Here is a 15,947-nt window from a genome sequence, read left to right as displayed (position 1 = left end):
GTGTTTTCCGCCACGGGAGCCGAGATGCTGAGAGTGCAAAAGGTCAGGGTGGACGACATCTATGTGCCGGCCGCGCGCAGGAAGACGCTGCATCCCGAAACCGTCCGCCATCTGGCCGAGGACATTCTGGAGAACGGCATGAAGACGCCGATCCAGGTGCGCCATGACGGCAAGCGCCATATCCTGGTCGAAGGCCTGCACCGGCTGGAAGCGGCGAAGTGGCTCGGCGAGACCGACATCGACGCCTATCTGGTGCAAGCCAAGCGCCACTAGTTTCTTCATTCAGCCGTCCGCCTGAATAGGCCTGGCGAAGTTTTTTCGCGGGACCGTGTCGGGCTGCGCGTTGCCCGCTCGTCCTTGAGACGGAAACCAGAATTCAAGCCAACTTTTTTGCAAGCAAGTGAGGACCACCATGACCACCAAGCTCGACATCGCCCCCAGCTCCGACCGTGAACTGGTTCTTGCCCGCATCATCGATGCGCCGCGCGAGAACGTCTATCGCTGCTGGACCGAGCCAAAGCTCGTGACTCAATGGTTCGCTCCAAAGCCGTGGACGACGCCGCGCGCCGAAATGGACGTGCGCACCGGCGGCTCCAGCCTGGTCGTCATGGCGGGGCCCGACGGCAATGAATTCCCGAATCCCGGCGTGTTCCTTGAAGTCGTACCGGGCAAGAAGATCGTTCTCACCGACGCCTATACAAAGGCGTGGGAGCCGTCCGAAAAGCCGTTCATGACGGTCGTGCTGACCTTCGAGGATGAGGGCGAGGGCAAGACCCGCTATATCGCCCGGATTGCGCATTGGTCCGTCGCCGATCGCGAAGAGCACGAGAAGATGGGCTTTCACGAGGGCTGGGGCCAGTGCGCCGACCAGCTCGAGGAAATCGCCAAGGGGCTTTGATATCAGCGGAACGCAAGGAGACCGACATGTCCAGATCGATGCTTTTCGCCATTTTCGCCTCGGCTGCAGCGCTCTTCGCCGCGCCGGGCTCCATGACCGCCGAGGAGGCAAAGCCTGCCATGGCCGCCGAAACGACGGACCTGCCGAAGCCGGCTAAATCCGGCCTGCTGCCGATCAACGGCCTGAATTACTATTACGCCGTCCATGGCCAGGGCGAGCCGCTGCTTCTCCTGCATGGCGGGCTCGGCACCACCGATATGTTTGCGCCGATCTTGCCGAAGTTTGCCGAAAACCGCACCGTCATCGGCGTCGACCTGCAGGGGCATGGCCGCACCGCGCTCGGCGACCGGCCACTGAGCCTTGAGGCGATGGGCGACGATATGGCGGCGATCGTCAAGGCGCTCGGCTATGAGCAGGTTGACGTCATGGGTTATTCGCTGGGCGGCGGTGTCGCCTTCCGAATGGCGGTCCAGCATCCCGAGGCCGTGCGTCGCCTGGTGCTGGTGTCGGCGGGCTATGCCTCGGACGGTTTCTATGCCGACATGCGCGCCCAGCAGGCGCAGGTTGGCGCGGCGATGGCCGACATGATGAAGGACACGCCAATGTACAAATCCTACGTGGCGGTCGCACCGCATCCGCAGGATTTTCCGAAGCTGCTCAATCAGCTCGGTGCCTACATGCGCAAGGACTACGATTACTCCGCCGATGTGCCGAAGCTGAAGATGCCTGTCATGCTGGCTTTCGGCGACAGCGACATGTACCGGCCCGAGCACGAGATCAAATTCTATCAAATGCTGGGCGGCGGGTTGAAGGACGCCGGCTGGATGCGCGAGAACATGTCGCAGAACCGCCTTGCCATCCTGCCGAACCGCACCCACTACGACATGTTCTTCGCCCCGGAACTTGTGGCCACAGCGCTGCCCTTCCTGAATGGCGAGACCAAGGTCAAGACCTGGGACGAGATCGTCAACGAAACGAACTGACCGCCCGACACCCTGCCTGCCGGCCGTCTCGGTGAGATGGCCGGCGACGCTTATTGCGCGTCGCGCCTGACGAGAACGGCAAGGGCGCGGCTGCTGAAACCGCAAGTCCCGCCTGCAGCATCACGCTAACAGATGGCGTCATCAAAGCTTTTCAATTGACCCTGCCATGCTTGCCGCTACCTTGCCGCAAGTCTTCAGAAGGGCCGCAGGTATGGCGAAATATCAGGGTGGCTGCCTGTGCGGAGCGGTACGCTACCGCACCGATGTCGCACCGATCAACGAGCGCGTCTGCCATTGCCGGCTTTGCCAGAAGGCACTGGGCGCGGCGTTCAACGCACGCGGGCTGTTCCGCATCGACGACGTGACCATCGATGGGCCGGTGGCGACGGTGAATTCCTCGCCCGATCTCAAGCGCGGCTTCTGCCCGGGCTGCGGCACGACGATGTTCTCCCGGCGCGATTCCGCCGGCATCATCGGCATCACCTCAGGCTCGCTCGACGACCCTTCGATGTTCAAGCCGCAGATGCATATGTGGACCGCCTCGAGGCAACCCTGGGTACAGCTCGACGACGGACTGCCGCAATATGAAGGCGCCCCGCCGCCGAACTGAAGCGCAGCAAGGCGCGCCCAATTTTTTTCATCCGGGACACGAGATAGCCGACAAAGCGTCATTGGTGAGCCATCATTGCCACCTATCTATTGCGTGCGGGCCGGCAGTCGAGGAGGCGACGGATGAATGACAGAATCAACACCCTGGACGAGCTTTTGAGCGATCCGATGGTCAAGCTCGTGATGGAACGCGATCGCGTGCAGCCGGCCGAGCTTCGCACGATGCTCGAAGAAAAGGTTCGCCGGGCGGAAGATGATGCGCCGGTCAGCCCCCTCAGCGATCGCTTTGTGCCCCCGGCCCACATGATAGCCAAGACCTGCGACAAGCTATGGTTGTGCAGCTAGGCGGCGGTGCCTGACAGGGGTCAGCGATCCTTCGTACCTCCGCCTGTCCTGCCGGACATCTCCCCACCGGTGGGGAGATTGGCGTCACCCGGGGGCGCCTGACGTTTCGATGAAGAGTCCCTAACAATTTGATTCAACCTTTGTTGGTAATTTCCCATTAGTAATCTGGACTGGTTTGTCCGGCGGCGTTGTCTTGCCATCGGTCTGTTGTGTTTTGCGTACAGGTCCAGATGCGGTTACCAGGCGTCGTCATCTTCTCGATCGCATCCCTGTGCCTCGCCGGCTGCACGTCCACGTCCGGCGTCGATGCGCTGCAAATACCGTCCAGCGAGACGACCAGCTCGGTTGTGCGGCCGCCCGCGCCGGTGGCCTCGGTCGGTACGGCCGATGCCGTACCCGTCTTCGCGCAGGAAGAGGCGATGGAGCAGACCGTGGCGATGGCCGCACCGGAGCCTGCGGAACGCATCGAACCACCCGCCGAGCCAATTGCCCTGGTGGCGCCGGAGCGGCCGGCACGGGCGGCAGCAATCCTTGCCGAGCCGGTCCAGCGCTATCGTTTTCGTGACGCCAAGCCGATCAATTTCGGCAAGGCATCGCCGAGACATCTCGCCGTTCACGGCGTCGACGTCTCGCGCTGGCAGGGCAACGTCAACTGGAACAAGCTGCGCGCGCAGGGCGCGAACTTCGCCTATATCAAGGCGACCGACGGCGGTGACCACCTCGACCCGATGTTCAGGAAGAACTGGCGCAATGCCGATGCCGCCGGCCTGAAGCGCGGCGCCTACCATTTCTTCTACTGGTGCCGCATCGCCAGCGAGCAGGCCGACTGGTTCATCCGCAACGTGCCGAGGGTCGAGGGCGCCTTGCCGCCGGTGATCGATGTCGAGTGGAACGGCGAGTCGAGATGCAAGCGGCGGCCGTCCCGGCAAAAGGTGCTGGAGAAGATGCAGGTCTTCATGGACAGGCTGGAGCGACACTACGGCCAGCGCCCGATCATCTACACCGCGCCTGATTTCTACCGCGACAATCTACGTGGCGCTTTCCCCGATTATCCGTTCTGGCTGCGCGCGGTGGCAAGGCACCCGTCAAAGGTCTATCCCGGCCGCAAATGGGTGTTCTGGCAGTATTCCGGCTCCGGCCTGTCGCACGGCGTGAAGGGTCGCATCGACCTCAACGTCTTCAACGGCGACGAGAGAGCCTGGCGGAACTGGGTTGGCGGGCGGCAGATGGTGGCCGAGGCGGAGTAGGTAGCTCTCCTTCCTCCTTCTTCTCGCGTGTGACGCCGGGATGTCTCGACCTTCGCCTGCTCATCCGGCCCGTCTTCCGGGGCTGGAGCTTCCTGCTCGCGCCTGCGGCGGCGCGGCCGCACAAGCCACCATTTGCAGGCCGGCAGATGTGAATATCGACGGGCCCAGAGCGCCTGTCGCGGAACTGTCATGGATCCGTCATCGCTTTGAAATGTCGTTCCCCCAAAGCAGGTGGCTTCCATTCGAACAGGAGACGCCACCCGTGCCCCGCCATTCCGCGCTTTTCGTCCTGACGGCAGCGCTTGCTGCCTCCGTTTCGCTGCCGGCCCATGCCGACATGATGTTCAACCGGGTCGCGAGCTTCGCGGTCGCCGGAAACCTCCCGGCGGACATCGAGAAGACCACGCCGACGTCGTCCGAGATCATCACGGCCACCGAGGACGGCATGACGCTGGTCTATTCCGACAGCCCGCTCGGTGCAGTCGGCTTCATCGATCTCGCCGATCCCAAGGCGCCCAAGGCCGGCGGCATCGTCAAGATCGACGGCGAGCCGACCTCGGTCGTGGCCATCGGCGGCAAGGTGCTGGCCGGCGTCAACACGTCGGAGAGCAAATCCAAGCCTTCGGGCAACCTCACCGTCATCGACCTTGCCTCCAAGGCGATCGAAAGCACCTGCGACCTCGGCGGCCAGCCGGACTCGCTGGCGTTCAGCAAGGACGGCAAGTTCCTGGCCATCGCCATCGAGAACGAGCGCGACGAGGATCTAAACGACGGAGACATTCCGCAGCTGCCGGCGGGCGACCTCAAGATTTTCACGCTTGCCGAAGGCCAGCCTGATTGCGCGACGATGAAGACCGTCAACCTGGCGGGCATTGCCGAAGTCGCGGCGGAAGATCCGGAGCCGGAATTCGTCGCCTTCAACGAGGCCGGCGAGATCGCGGTCACGCTGCAGGAAAACAATCACATCGCCATCGTCAACGCCGAAACCGGCGCGATCGTCACGCACTTCTCCGCGGGCTCCGTCACGCTGGACAAGATCGACACCAGGAAGAACGGCGCCTTGTCTTTCGACGGTAAAATGGAAAACGTCGCGCGCGAACCCGACGCCGTGAAATGGCTCGACAATGACCGTCTCGTCGTCGCCAACGAAGGCGACTACAAGGGCGGCTCGCGCGGCTTCACGATCTTCAATAAGAAGGGTGAGGTCCTCTACGAATCCGGCCCGTCCTTCGAGTACGAGGTTGCCAATGCCGGCCATTATCCCGACGACCGCAACAAGAAAGGCGTCGAGCCGGAAGGTCTCGATACCGGCGCCTTCGGCGAAGACAGACTGATTTTCGTCGCCTCCGAGCGTGGCTCCGTTGTCGGCGTCTACAAGGACACGGGTGCGGAGCCTCGGTTTGTCCAGATCCTGCCGTCCGGCATCGGGCCGGAAGGCCTGGTCGCGATCCCGTCGCGCAATCTCCTGGTCACCGCCAACGAGGCCGACCTGGTCGAGGACGGGCTCGCCCGCTCGCACGTGATGATCTACGAGCGCTCCGAGGGTCCCGCCACTTACCCGATGATCACGGCAAAGCTCACGGCGGACGGCACGCCGCTCGGCTGGGGTGCGCTTTCGGCGCTCGCGGCCGGCGACGCGGCCGGCAAGCTCTTCGCGGCCTCGGACTCGTTCTACGCCAACGCGCCCTCGATCTTCGAGATCGATGCCACGCAGACCCCGGCGCTGATCACCGGCAGGACCATCGTCACGCGGGCCGGCCACCCTGCACAGAAGCTCGACATCGAAGGTCTTGTCGCCGACGGTGAAGGCGGCTTCTGGCTGGCCAATGAAGGCGATCCGGCAAAGCTCGTCCCGCACGCCATCCTGCATGTCAACGACAAGGGCGAGATCAAGCAGGAGATCGGCTTCCCGATAGAATTGCTCGCCCACCAGACCCGCTTCGGTCTGGAAGGCATCACCACGGTCGGCGAGGGCGACGAGCTGACGCTGGTGATGGCCGTGCAGCGCGAATGGGCCGACGACCCGAAGGGCCAGGTCAAGCTTTTGGCCTACAAGCCGAAGGCCAAGGAATGGTCGGCGGTGCGCTACCCGCTCGAAGCGACCGAAGCCGGCTGGATGGGGCTGTCGGAGATCACCGCGCATGACGGCAAGCTCTACATCCTCGAACGCGACAATTTGATCGGCGACCTGGCCAAGGTGAAGCGCGTCTATTCGGTGGCGCTCGACGCCTTCAAACCGGCCAAGCTCGGTGGCGAACTGCCCTTGGTCGAAAAGACGCTGGTGCGCGACATCATCGGCGATCTGAAATCAGCCACCAACGGCTATGTCGTCGACAAGGTCGAAGGTTTCACCATCGACAAGAACGGAGATATCTTCGTCGCCACCGACAATGACGGCGTCGACGATTCTTCCGGCGAAACGCTGTTTCTCCGCCTGGGCAACATCAGCGCCGTGAACTGAGGCTGTTTCCCTCCCTTGTTGAGGGAGGGCAGTTCTTCCCTTCTCCCACAAGAACGGGAGAAGGGAAGGCGTGGTTCTACGCCTCTACATATTCTGCCAGGCTGACCCCTTTGGGCACATCCAGCCCATCAGCACGCAAGCCTTCGATATGAAAGCGTATGGCATCGCGAATTTCGGTTTCCACCTCAGGCACCGTCGCACCGGTCGCGATGCAACCGGGCAGATCCGGCACATAAGCGGAAAAATTGTTGCCAGCTTTTTCGATCACCACCGCGTAACGCATGTCATCACTCCTTTAAACCGGACTGCTTGAGGATGCTATTCAGTGTTCCCGGTGCTGCTCACCTTCTCCACAACGAGGGGAGAAGGTGGAGCATTGCCGGGTGATTATTTAAGCCGTTTCCGACTAGCCACTTCGTCAGTAATTAGCCGCGCCCGAATTGATTGCCACCTGTCTGCAATCTCTTGGCACGAAGCTGCCAGCAGCTTTCTGCGTTGGCTGAAGCTATTGGGTGCAGCGAAAATTTTCTGCGCAAACACATCAACGACAAAACACAATTCTGCGCATGCTTCTCCGGCATCTTCGAAACATTCCTCCGCGTACCAGTGGAGAAGTGCCGCATGCAGTGCCGAAGTCGTCAATGGTCGCGTCTTACACAGATAAGGTTTGATCAAGCCGAAGCCTAATTCCTTCTTTCCTGTCTGTGGTGCCTTGGCCGAGTTTGTCGGTCGGACGCTAAGAGATGGGATTCTGATCTCGTCGCCCCGCGTGGGCCTCGGCTTATTCGCGGTATCCAAGGCCGGCCGAAAGGGCCGGGCTGGGTCGTGCCCCGCTGAGTGGTGTAGCTCGGCGGTGACGAAGCCGCTCGCGAGCGCGCCCTCAACAGCGCTGAAGCGAGCGAGCGGCGTAGCGGCGGTCATCGATGTTCCCCGGTAAGGTCGGGTTGCTGACACGAACCTGATTCGAAGGAACCACCGATGACCGACGACATGATGAACCTGCGCACGCTCGTGGAGAAGACCCCCGACGCCGATATCTTGCGCGAGATGATCGGCTTTGCCGCTGAGCGGCTGATGGAGCTGGAGGTGGGCGCCGCGACCGGCGCCGGCTATGGCGAGAAGAACCCGTTGCGCACGGCCCAGCGCAACGGCTATCGCGAGCGCGACTGGGAGACGCGCGCCGGCACCGTCGAGCTGCGCATCCCCAAGCTCAGGAAGGGCTCCTACTTCCCCGGGTTCCTCGAACCGCGCCGCATGGCCGAGAAGGCGCTGACCGCCGTCATCCAGGAGGCCTATATCCAAGGCATCTCGACGCGCTCGGTCGACGACCTGGTCAAGGCCATGGGTATGAGCGGCATCTCCAAGAGCCAGGTCAGCCGACTGTGCGAAGAGATCGACGGCAAGGTCAAAGCGTTCCTTGAAAGACCCATCGAGGGCGACTGGCCATACCTGTGGATCGATGCCACCTACCTCAAGGTGCGCCGCGGCGGCCGCATCGTCTCGGTCGCCGTCATCATCGCCGTCGGCGTCAACAGCGACGGCCGGCGCGAGGTGCTGGGCATGGAGGTCGGCACGTCTGAGGCCGAGCCGATCTGGACGGAGTTCCTGCGCAAGCTGACCCGCCGCGGCCTGCGCGGCGTCAAGCTCGTCGTCTCCGATGCCCATGAGGGCATCAAGGCGGCCGTCACCAAGGTGCTGTGCGCGACATGGCAGAGGTGCCGCGTCCACTTCATGAGGAACGTGCTGGCGCATGCCGGCAAGAGCGGCCGCAGGGTCGTCTCGGCCTTCATCGCCACCGCCTTCGCCCAGGAGACGGCCGAGGCCGCAAGCACGCAATGGCGCGCCGTCGCCGACCAGATCAGGCCGAAGGTGCCGAAGCTGGCGACAATCATGGACGACGCCGAGCCCGACGTGCTTGCCTACATGACTTTCCCCAAGGAGCACCGCGCCAAGCTGCACTCGACCAACCCGATCGAGCGCCTCAACGGCGAGATCAAGCGGCGCACCGAGGTCGTCGGCATCTTCCCAAATGATGACGCCATCGTCCGCCTGGTTGGCGCGATCCTGCTCGAACAGAACGACGAATGGGCCGTGCAGCGCGCCAGATACATGACGCTAGAAACCATCAGCCAAATGAGCGATGATCCTCTCATCAGCCTGCCAGCCGTGGCGCGCTGATCATTCCGGCCCATGCCGGAGAGCACGGCGACCAATGCCGTCAGCTACACCACTCCAGTGGGCACGATCCCGGCCTTGGTATTTCCAGAGGATGCCACATAAAGACATCCTTATGCGTCCGTACCCTTTTTGTTCCCTTTGCTATTTCGGCCCGATCTTGCGACCGGGCCGATGGTGTTGCGTTTTAGCGATGCAGATTTTCCTCAGCTACACCCGCTCGTAGCCCCGCACGTGTCGCACTTCTCGCACGTCCCGTTCCGCACCATCGTAAAATTGTGGCATTCCGAGCATTCGTTGCCGGTGTAGCCCTGCATCAAGGATTGCTGGCGCCGGTTGGCGGCAAGCGCCTTTGCCTCGGTGGCTTCCTGCGCGGCGGCGTCGGTGAACAGCGCCGAAGCTCCGGAAGCCTCGTCCGCGGCTTCCTCGTAGACGATGTCCTCGATCAGTTCCTTTGCCCGCTCCTCGTAGTCGCGCTTGTAGGCGAGGGCTTCGTCGCTGGCCGGCTTCAGCGCCAGCACGTTGGAACCGGCGAAGGCGGTCGGCGCGGACCGGACAGGAGTTCCGGTTGAGCCCGAGCCGCCAAAGCCCTTGGGCTCGGCGCCCATGCCCGACACCAGCTTGACCGGCGAGGCGCCGCGGGTCAGGCCCTTCGAGAACGGCGTTGCCTTCCCTTCGTTGATGCCGCGCCCGAGAGCGGTCTTGTCGAAATCCGACTGGTCGACATGGGCGAGGTCGTGGCGCGCAAGATAGGATACCGCAAGCTCGCGGAACACATAGTCGAGGATCGACGTGGCGTTCTTGATCGCGTCGTTACCCTGCACCATGCCGGCCGGCTCGAACTTGGTGAAGGTGAAGGCCTCGACATATTCCTCGAGCGGCACGCCATATTGCAGGCCGAGCGAGATGGCGATGGCGAAGTTGTTCATCATCGCCCGGAAGGCCGCACCCTCCTTGTGCATGTCGATGAAGATCTCTCCGAGGCGGCCGTCGTCGAATTCGCCGGTGCGCAGGTAGACCTTGTGGCCGCCAACGACCGCTTTCTGCGTATAGCCCTTGCGCCGGTTCGGCAGTTTTTCGCGGTCGCGATAGAGGCGTTCGACCACGCGTTCGACGATCTTTTCGGTCACCTGCACGGCGCGCTGTGAAGCCGGCGCCGCGATCAGCTGCTCGATCGCCTCGTCCTCGTCGTCCTCGACGTCGGCAAGCAGCGAGGCGTTGAGCGGCTGGGAGAGCTTCGAGCCGTCGCGATAGAGCGCGTTGGCCTTCAGCGCCAGCTTCCACGACAGCATGTAGGCGCCCTTGGCGTCTTCCACCGTCGCGTCGTTCGGCATGTTGATGGTCTTGGAAATGGCGCCGGAGATGAAGGGCTGGGCCGCCGCCATCATCTGGATGTGGCTGTTGATCGACAGCGAACGCTTGCCGATCTTGCCGCACGGGCTGGCGCAGTCGAATACGGGCAGATGTTGGTCTTTCAGAAATGGTGCTCCCTCGAGGGTCATCGCACCGCAGACATGGATGTTGGCGGCCTCGATGTCCTTCTTCGAGAAGCCGAGCGCCGGCAGCATCTCGAACGAGAAATCGTTGAGCTGCTCGTCGGTGAAGCCAAACGTCTCCTTCACCCAGTCCGCACCCAGCGTCCACTGGTTGAAGACGAACTTGATGTCGAAGGCCGACTTCAAGGCAGCGTTGAGCGCCGCGATCTTGTCGTCGGTGAAGCCCTTTGCCTTGAGCGAGCCGGGGTTGACGGCAGGCGCCTGGTTGAGGTTGCCGTGGCCGACCGCATAGGCCTCGATCTCGGCGATCTGCGCTTCCGAATAGCCGAGCGTGCGCAGCGCTTCAGGGACGGCGCGGTTGATGATCTTGAAATAGCCGCCGCCGGCCAGCTTCTTGAACTTGACCAGCGCGAAGTCGGGCTCGATGCCGGTGGTGTCGCAATCCATGACCAGGCCGATCGTGCCGGTCGGCGCGATCACGGTTGCCTGCGCATTGCGGTAGCCATGCTCCTCGCCGAGCTCGATGGCACGGTCCCAGGCCGCCTTGGCATGGGCGGCAAGCTCCGGCTGCTTCAGGTCGGAGGCGACGAGCGGCACCGGGTTGACCGCGAGCTTCTCATAGCCGTCTTTGTCGCCATAGGCGGCGCGGCGGTGGTTGCGCATGACACGCAGCATGTTCTGCGCGTTGCGGTCGTAATCGGGGAAGGCGCCGAGTTCGGAAGCCATTTCGGCAGAGGTGGCATAGGCGGTGCCGGTCATAACAGCGGTGAGCGCGGCGCAAATGGCGCGGCCCTCGTCGGAATCATAGGGAATGCCCGAGGTCATCAGCAGGCCGCCGATATTGGCGTAGCCGAGGCCGAGCGTGCGGTATTCGTAGGAGAGCTTGGCGATCTCCTTCGACGGGAACTGCGCCATCATGACGGAAATTTCCAGCACGATGGTCCACAGCCGAACCGTGTGCTCGTAGGCTGATATGTCGATGGTTCCGTCCGCATTGCGGTAGGGCAGCAGATTGATCGAGGCCAGGTTGCAGGCCGTGTCGTCGAGGAACATGTATTCCGAGCACGGGTTGGACGCCCGGATCGCACCGGCCGAGGCGCAGGTGTGCCAGTCGTTCATCGTCGTGTTGAAGTGCAGGCCCGGGTCGGCCGACGCCCAGGCGGCATAGCCGATCTTTTCCCACAGATCCCTGGCCTTCAGCGTCTTCAGCACCTTGCCGTCCTTGCGGGCGGTGAGGTGCCAGTCGGCGTCCTGCTCGACGGCGCGCAGGAAATCGTCCTTCAGCGAGACCGAATTGTTGGAGTTCTGGCCCGAAACGGTGAGGTAGGCATCCGAATCCCAGTCGGTGTCGTAGGTCTTGAACGACATCGAGGTGTAGCCCTGCTTGGCGAACTGGATGACGCGGTAGATGTAGTTCTCCGGCACCCCATCCTTCTTGGCCGCCTTGATCTCGCGCTTCAGCGCGGTGTTGATCGCCGGGTCGAAGCAATCGTCGTCCTGGCCTTCGCAGTTGATGCAGGCCTTCATGATCGCTTCGAGATGCTTCTTCACGATCTTGGAGCCGGTGACCAGCGAGGCGACCTTCTGCTCCTCATTGACCTTCCAGTCGATGAATTCCTCGATATCGGGATGGTCGGCGTCGACGATGACCATCTTCGCGGCGCGGCGCGTCGTGCCGCCCGACTTGATGGCGCCCGCCGCGCGGTCGCCGATCTTCAGGAAGCTCATCAGGCCGGACGAGCGGCCGCCGCCGGACAGCTTTTCGCCTTCGCCGCGCAGGAACGAGAAGTTGGAGCCGGTGCCGGAGCCATATTTGAACAGCCGCGCTTCACGCACCCACAGGTCCATGATGCCGCCTTCGTTGACGAGATCGTCCTGTACGCCCTGGATGAAGCAGGCATGCGGCTGCGGATGCTCGTAGGAAGACTTCGACTTGGTCAGCTTGCCGGTGAACGGGTCGACATAGAAGTGGCCCTGGCTCGGGCCGTCAATGCCATACGCCCAGTGCAGGCCGGTGTTGAACCATTGCGGCGAGTTCGGCGCGACGCGCTGGGTGGCCAGCATATAGGCGAGCTCGTCGCGGAAGGCGCGCGCGTCTTCCTCCGACTTGAAGTAGCCGCCCTTCCAGCCCCAATAGGTCCAGGTGCCAGCGAGACGGTCGAAGACCTGGCGGGCGTCGATCTCGGAGCCGTAGCGCTCGGCCTCCGGCAGTTTTGCCAGTTCGGCTTCGTCGGCAACGGAACGCCACAGGAAGGAGGGGACGTCATTCTCCTCGACCTTCTTCAGCCGTGCCGGCACGCCGGCCTTGCGGAAATATTTCTGCGCCAGGATGTCGGCGGCAACCTGGCTGAACTGCGCCGGCACATCGATATTGTCCAGGCGGAATACCACCGAGCCGTCCGGATTCTTGATCTCGGAAAGCGCCTTGCGGAATTCGATCTCCGCATAAGCTGATTGCCCTTGCTTGGTGAAACGACGCTCGATGCGCATTGGCCCTATTCCTTCGTGTCTATATATAGCGCTTTTCCCGGGGGATTTCTGCCCCCAATGCGAAACGCGCATGTCCGCCGTCTGCCGGCGTTCGAAAACGACCGGCTCCCTTTTCACAGCCTCCGTCCGCCTTGCTGGTCGAACTCCTTGCGGAGTAACTGTCCAACGCGCCGACGAACCCTGCGGGTCCCTCAAAAACTGAAACTTTTTGCGACTCCCTCAATCGAGGGAACTTCACATTATCTAGCGTCGAACCTACCTGCAAACACTAAATATAGTGTTAACAGACAATTTATTCCAGTCCGACATTTTTCCCTTTCGCCCCCAAAAGACCCCACAATCCCAACGCTCCCGCCGGCCTCGTAACCAGGCGGAAATGCGGCCAAAACGCACATAATCCGGGAAAAAGACCGGGCTCAGAACTTTCCGGTCGCGCTCTCAACAGGAACGCATGGCCTATAAAAGGCGACTCGTTTTGCGCCGTCAAGGATTCGTTTGCGTAGCTTTTGTGACCCCCAACATCTTGTGTGTCACACATGTGGATAACGGGGATAGAAAGTGGCGCGGAGGGGTTCGATTTGCCTTGTAGTGGATGAAGCGTCGGCGGCGGATCGCACCTTGCGAAAAAGTCGCGTCGTGACCCGCTCAGCCGTAATGCAGCTTCGGCTTCGACTCGATGCCGGTGAATCGAACTCCGATCCGGTCATTGCGGCGCCAGCAGACTTCGGATCGATAGGCAATCCCGTCGACTGCGACGTAGAGCAGGAAGCGATCCGGGACACGCGCGTCGGGCGCAACCTTCAGTTCGGCGCCGCTCTCATGCTGATTGCGCAGCATGCAACTGATCTCGGAATTCTTAATCCCGGTGATGATCGCTCCGCCCTTGAGCACGCGCTGGCGGTGCTGGCGCCGATGCTCGCCGTAATTCTCATCCCGTGGATTTGTTTTTTCTGCCATCGATGAAAACGTCAGAGCAGCTGAATAGGATCCTCGAACTTATCAACCGGCTCATGAGAACTGGTGCGGGTCGGCACAGAAATAGGCGATGATCTGGCAAAGGTCCGGCTCGTTGACCATGCGCACGGCCTCGATGGAGCTGACCCATTTGCGGGTACGCGCCCGTTTTTCCTTCCACCGGTCGGCGATCTTGTCGACCTGCAGCGGAAACACCAGGACTTCGCAAGGCACTTCCTCGCCGGAGGACAATGCCTTGGCATAGAAGTAGCGGCCGGCTTCGTGGTGGGAGATCGTGCCGCGCAGCCCGGCTTCCTCGGCCGCCTCGCGTGCCGCCGCCTCGCAAAGCGGCTCCTTGGCCTCAGGCCAGCCCTTGGGGAGCACCCAGCGGCCGGTATCGCGGCTGGTGATCAGCATGATCTCGATGCCATGCCCGGCATCGCGCCAGGGCAGGGCGGCAACCTGCAAGCGGCACGGCGCGGTGCCGAAGAGCCGCTGGACCCTTTCGGCCAAATGGTTGTGCGTTGCTGGCCTCGTCAACATCGGAGAAGCTTGCCCCAGCTTCCAGAATCATTTGCCGTCTTGTGAATCTTACGGCTAATCATAAGCAATAAAAGTAAAAAACTTCATATGGACTGGTTAACCACGCCAAGAGGCGTCGATTCGGGAAATATCGTGCACCGCGGCACTCTTTCAAGAAGTGCTCGCCGGCAAGAAGTGCTCGCCGGTATCTTCCGAGGAAGCGGCTTTGCGCGAATCAGCCGATGTGGTCGTCGGCGATCGGCTTCTGGTAGGTGAAGCCCATATCCCACGGAAAATAGATCCAGGTGTCCTGGCTGACCTCGGTGACGAAGGTGTCGACCAGCGGCCTGCCTTTCGGCTTGGCGTAAACGGTGGCGAAATGCGCCTTGGGCATCATGGCGCGCACGATGCCCGCGGTCTTGCCGGTGTCGGTGAGGTCGTCGATGATCAGCACGCCGGCGCCGTCGTCGGCGAGCAGTGCCGGCGTGACCTCCTTCAGCACCTGCAACTGCCCTTGGCTGGTGTAATCGTGATAGGAGGCGACGCAGACCGTCTCGATGACCCGGATGCCGAGTTCACGCGAGATGATGGCGGCTGGAACTAGGCCGCCGCGCGTGATGCAGACGATCGCTTTCCATTGGCCTTGGCTGGCGCCGGCAAGCCGCCAGGCGAGCGCACGCGCATCGCGGTGGAACCGATCCCAGGAGACAGGAAAGGCCTTTTCGGGAAGGGACATTTTTCGGACACTCCGCAGCGCGCAAGATCGCGCGCAGACACTTGAGGGAATGCGCGCGGAATTAACTGGAAAGCCTTGGCCTTGGCAAGGGTGGCGGCAGGCGATCCCTGTGGACTTGCCCCCTGTCGATCTGGCCCTTGTCGACCTACCGCGACAGGAAAGCCGCCACCGGCACCGTGCGCAGCACCGTGCGCGTCACCCCGCCGAACAGAAGCTGACGCAGCCAGGAATGGCTGTAGGCGCCGAGCACGAGCAGGTCGGCGCCGGTTTCGGCAACCCTGGTCTGGATGACGTCGTCGACCGAGAGGCCGCCCGATTCCAGCACCGAGACGCTGACGTTGGCGCCATGTCTGGACAGCGCCGCGGCGATTTCGGCTCCGGCCGCCTCCTGGGCCTCGTCGAGCGTATCCGGCGGATCGATGACGACGACATCCGTCTTCTCGGCCTCGATGATGAAGGGCAGGGCGTCGAAGGCGGCGCGTGCGGCTTCCTTGCTGCCGTTCCAGGCGAGCAGCACATGCTTGAAACTGGTGACGAGCGGGCCCGAATGCGGCACGACCAGCACCGGGCGGCCGGCATCGTACACCAGCGTGTCGACGTCGGCGCTCGGATCGCCTCCCGACTCGCGCTGCGCTGCGATGATCAGGTCCGCGGTGCGAACGGTCGAAATGCCGGTCAGCGCACTGTCTCCGGAAAAGCTCTCGAGGCTGCGCCATTCGAAGGACAGGCCGGAATCCTCGACATGCCTGAGGAAAACCGCCTGCAATTTTTCGGCACGCTCCTTGCTCATCTCGGCCGAAACCTGCAGGAACTCGGTGTCCGGAAAGCCGGTGGCCGAAGTGTAGGGGACGGGAAGCGCTTCGGCATGAATGCCGATGAGATGGCTCTGGAACCTGTCGGCAAGCGGAATCGCGCATTCAAGCACGCGCTCCGCGTCCTCTTCGTTCTGCAGTATTGCGACGATGGTCTTGAATCGCATGGTAATCCCTCATTTTACGGCGATCGAAACTCGCCCGCGAGCAACGTTACAG

At 62.3% G+C, this 15,947-nt stretch carries 14 protein-coding genes; 8 read left to right on the top strand and 6 right to left on the bottom strand.

Features of this window, described 5'->3' with window-relative positions:
* The first annotated feature begins 24 nt into the window (after nt 1-24).
* The 7 genes from IQ26_RS06540 to IQ26_RS06510 all read left to right on the top strand — a co-directional run bounded on the left by IQ26_RS06540 (nt 25) and on the right by IQ26_RS06510 (nt 6,543).
* On the top strand, nt 25-273 hold the full coding sequence (locus IQ26_RS06540) for a ParB N-terminal domain-containing protein (protein WP_145715047.1): 249 nt from the start codon (nt 25-27) through the stop codon (nt 271-273).
* Nucleotides 274-412: 139 nt separating this feature from the next.
* Complete coding sequence (locus IQ26_RS06535) at nt 413-898, top strand: SRPBCC family protein (RefSeq protein ID WP_145715045.1); 486 nt, start codon at nt 413-415, stop codon at nt 896-898.
* A gap of 26 nt (nt 899-924) precedes the next feature.
* Nucleotides 925-1,881: an alpha/beta fold hydrolase gene (locus IQ26_RS06530; RefSeq protein ID WP_145715043.1), complete on the top strand. Its 957-nt coding sequence runs from the start codon at nt 925-927 to the stop codon at nt 1,879-1,881.
* Between the two features lie 211 nt (nt 1,882-2,092).
* The gene (locus tag IQ26_RS06525; RefSeq protein WP_145715041.1) at nt 2,093-2,491 is read left to right on the top strand and encodes a GFA family protein; all 399 of its coding nucleotides are present in this window, start codon (nt 2,093-2,095) and stop codon (nt 2,489-2,491) included.
* Between the two features lie 122 nt (nt 2,492-2,613).
* Nucleotides 2,614-2,835, top strand: a complete 222-nt coding sequence (locus IQ26_RS06520) for a hypothetical protein (RefSeq protein ID WP_145715039.1) — start codon at nt 2,614-2,616, stop codon at nt 2,833-2,835.
* A 230-nt stretch (nt 2,836-3,065) separates the two neighbouring features.
* Nucleotides 3,066-4,082 carry a glycoside hydrolase family 25 protein gene (locus tag IQ26_RS06515; protein ID WP_145715037.1) on the top strand — a complete coding sequence of 339 codons (1,017 nt, stop codon included), beginning with the start codon at nt 3,066-3,068 and terminating at the stop codon, nt 4,080-4,082.
* Nucleotides 4,083-4,344: 262 nt separating this feature from the next.
* Nucleotides 4,345-6,543 carry an esterase-like activity of phytase family protein gene (locus IQ26_RS06510; RefSeq protein ID WP_145715035.1) on the top strand — a complete coding sequence of 733 codons (2,199 nt, stop codon included), beginning with the start codon at nt 4,345-4,347 and terminating at the stop codon, nt 6,541-6,543.
* Between the two features lie 76 nt (nt 6,544-6,619).
* Here the strand turns inward: IQ26_RS06510 and IQ26_RS06505 are convergent, their stop codons facing one another.
* Complete coding sequence (locus IQ26_RS06505; protein WP_024504399.1) at nt 6,620-6,826, bottom strand: type II toxin-antitoxin system HicB family antitoxin; 207 nt, start codon at nt 6,824-6,826, stop codon at nt 6,620-6,622.
* A 695-nt stretch (nt 6,827-7,521) separates the two neighbouring features.
* Here IQ26_RS06505 and IQ26_RS06495 point away from each other — a divergent pair.
* Nucleotides 7,522-8,721 (top strand): IS256 family transposase, encoded by a 1,200-nt coding sequence (locus IQ26_RS06495; RefSeq protein ID WP_145715031.1) that lies wholly within the window; start codon nt 7,522-7,524, stop codon nt 8,719-8,721.
* Between the two features lie 203 nt (nt 8,722-8,924).
* Here the strand turns inward: IQ26_RS06495 and IQ26_RS06490 are convergent, their stop codons facing one another.
* From IQ26_RS06490 to IQ26_RS06470, 5 genes are all read right to left on the bottom strand, one after another.
* Nucleotides 8,925-12,704: a vitamin B12-dependent ribonucleotide reductase gene (locus IQ26_RS06490; RefSeq protein ID WP_145715030.1), complete on the bottom strand. Its 3,780-nt coding sequence runs from the start codon at nt 12,702-12,704 to the stop codon at nt 8,925-8,927.
* A 645-nt stretch (nt 12,705-13,349) separates the two neighbouring features.
* On the bottom strand, nt 13,350-13,661 hold the full coding sequence (locus IQ26_RS06485; protein WP_145715028.1) for a PilZ domain-containing protein: 312 nt from the start codon (nt 13,659-13,661) through the stop codon (nt 13,350-13,352).
* A 51-nt stretch (nt 13,662-13,712) separates the two neighbouring features.
* Nucleotides 13,713-14,201: an NUDIX hydrolase gene (locus tag IQ26_RS06480; protein ID WP_145715026.1), complete on the bottom strand. Its 489-nt coding sequence runs from the start codon at nt 14,199-14,201 to the stop codon at nt 13,713-13,715.
* A gap of 214 nt (nt 14,202-14,415) precedes the next feature.
* Complete coding sequence (gpt, locus tag IQ26_RS06475) at nt 14,416-14,916, bottom strand: xanthine phosphoribosyltransferase (protein WP_145715024.1); 501 nt, start codon at nt 14,914-14,916, stop codon at nt 14,416-14,418.
* A 145-nt stretch (nt 14,917-15,061) separates the two neighbouring features.
* Nucleotides 15,062-15,895: a universal stress protein gene (locus IQ26_RS06470; protein WP_145715022.1), complete on the bottom strand. Its 834-nt coding sequence runs from the start codon at nt 15,893-15,895 to the stop codon at nt 15,062-15,064.
* Nucleotides 15,896-15,947: the final 52 nt, after the last annotated feature.

The organism is Mesorhizobium tianshanense (genome assembly GCF_007830515.1).
Lineage (GTDB): Bacteria > Pseudomonadota > Alphaproteobacteria > Rhizobiales > Rhizobiaceae > Mesorhizobium > Mesorhizobium tianshanense.
This window is presented reverse-complemented; position numbering and strand designations above follow the sequence as displayed.

Coding starts and splice junctions, on each gene's coding strand:
- IQ26_RS06505 (WP_024504399.1), bottom strand. CDS start 6,826: ATGCGTTACGCGGTGGTGATCGAAAAAGCTGGCAACAATTTTTCCGCT.
- IQ26_RS06515 (WP_145715037.1), top strand. CDS start 3,066: ATGCGGTTACCAGGCGTCGTCATCTTCTCGATCGCATCCCTGTGCCTC.
- IQ26_RS06530 (WP_145715043.1), top strand. CDS start 925: ATGTCCAGATCGATGCTTTTCGCCATTTTCGCCTCGGCTGCAGCGCTC.
- gpt (WP_145715024.1), bottom strand. CDS start 14,916: ATGTCCCTTCCCGAAAAGGCCTTTCCTGTCTCCTGGGATCGGTTCCAC.
- IQ26_RS06480 (WP_145715026.1), bottom strand. CDS start 14,201: ATGTTGACGAGGCCAGCAACGCACAACCATTTGGCCGAAAGGGTCCAG.
- IQ26_RS06535 (WP_145715045.1), top strand. CDS start 413: ATGACCACCAAGCTCGACATCGCCCCCAGCTCCGACCGTGAACTGGTT.
- IQ26_RS06470 (WP_145715022.1), bottom strand. CDS start 15,895: ATGCGATTCAAGACCATCGTCGCAATACTGCAGAACGAAGAGGACGCG.
- IQ26_RS06495 (WP_145715031.1), top strand. CDS start 7,522: ATGACCGACGACATGATGAACCTGCGCACGCTCGTGGAGAAGACCCCC.
- IQ26_RS06490 (WP_145715030.1), bottom strand. CDS start 12,704: ATGCGCATCGAGCGTCGTTTCACCAAGCAAGGGCAATCAGCTTATGCG.
- IQ26_RS06525 (WP_145715041.1), top strand. CDS start 2,093: ATGGCGAAATATCAGGGTGGCTGCCTGTGCGGAGCGGTACGCTACCGC.
- IQ26_RS06520 (WP_145715039.1), top strand. CDS start 2,614: ATGAATGACAGAATCAACACCCTGGACGAGCTTTTGAGCGATCCGATG.
- IQ26_RS06540 (WP_145715047.1), top strand. CDS start 25: ATGCTGAGAGTGCAAAAGGTCAGGGTGGACGACATCTATGTGCCGGCC.
- IQ26_RS06485 (WP_145715028.1), bottom strand. CDS start 13,661: ATGGCAGAAAAAACAAATCCACGGGATGAGAATTACGGCGAGCATCGG.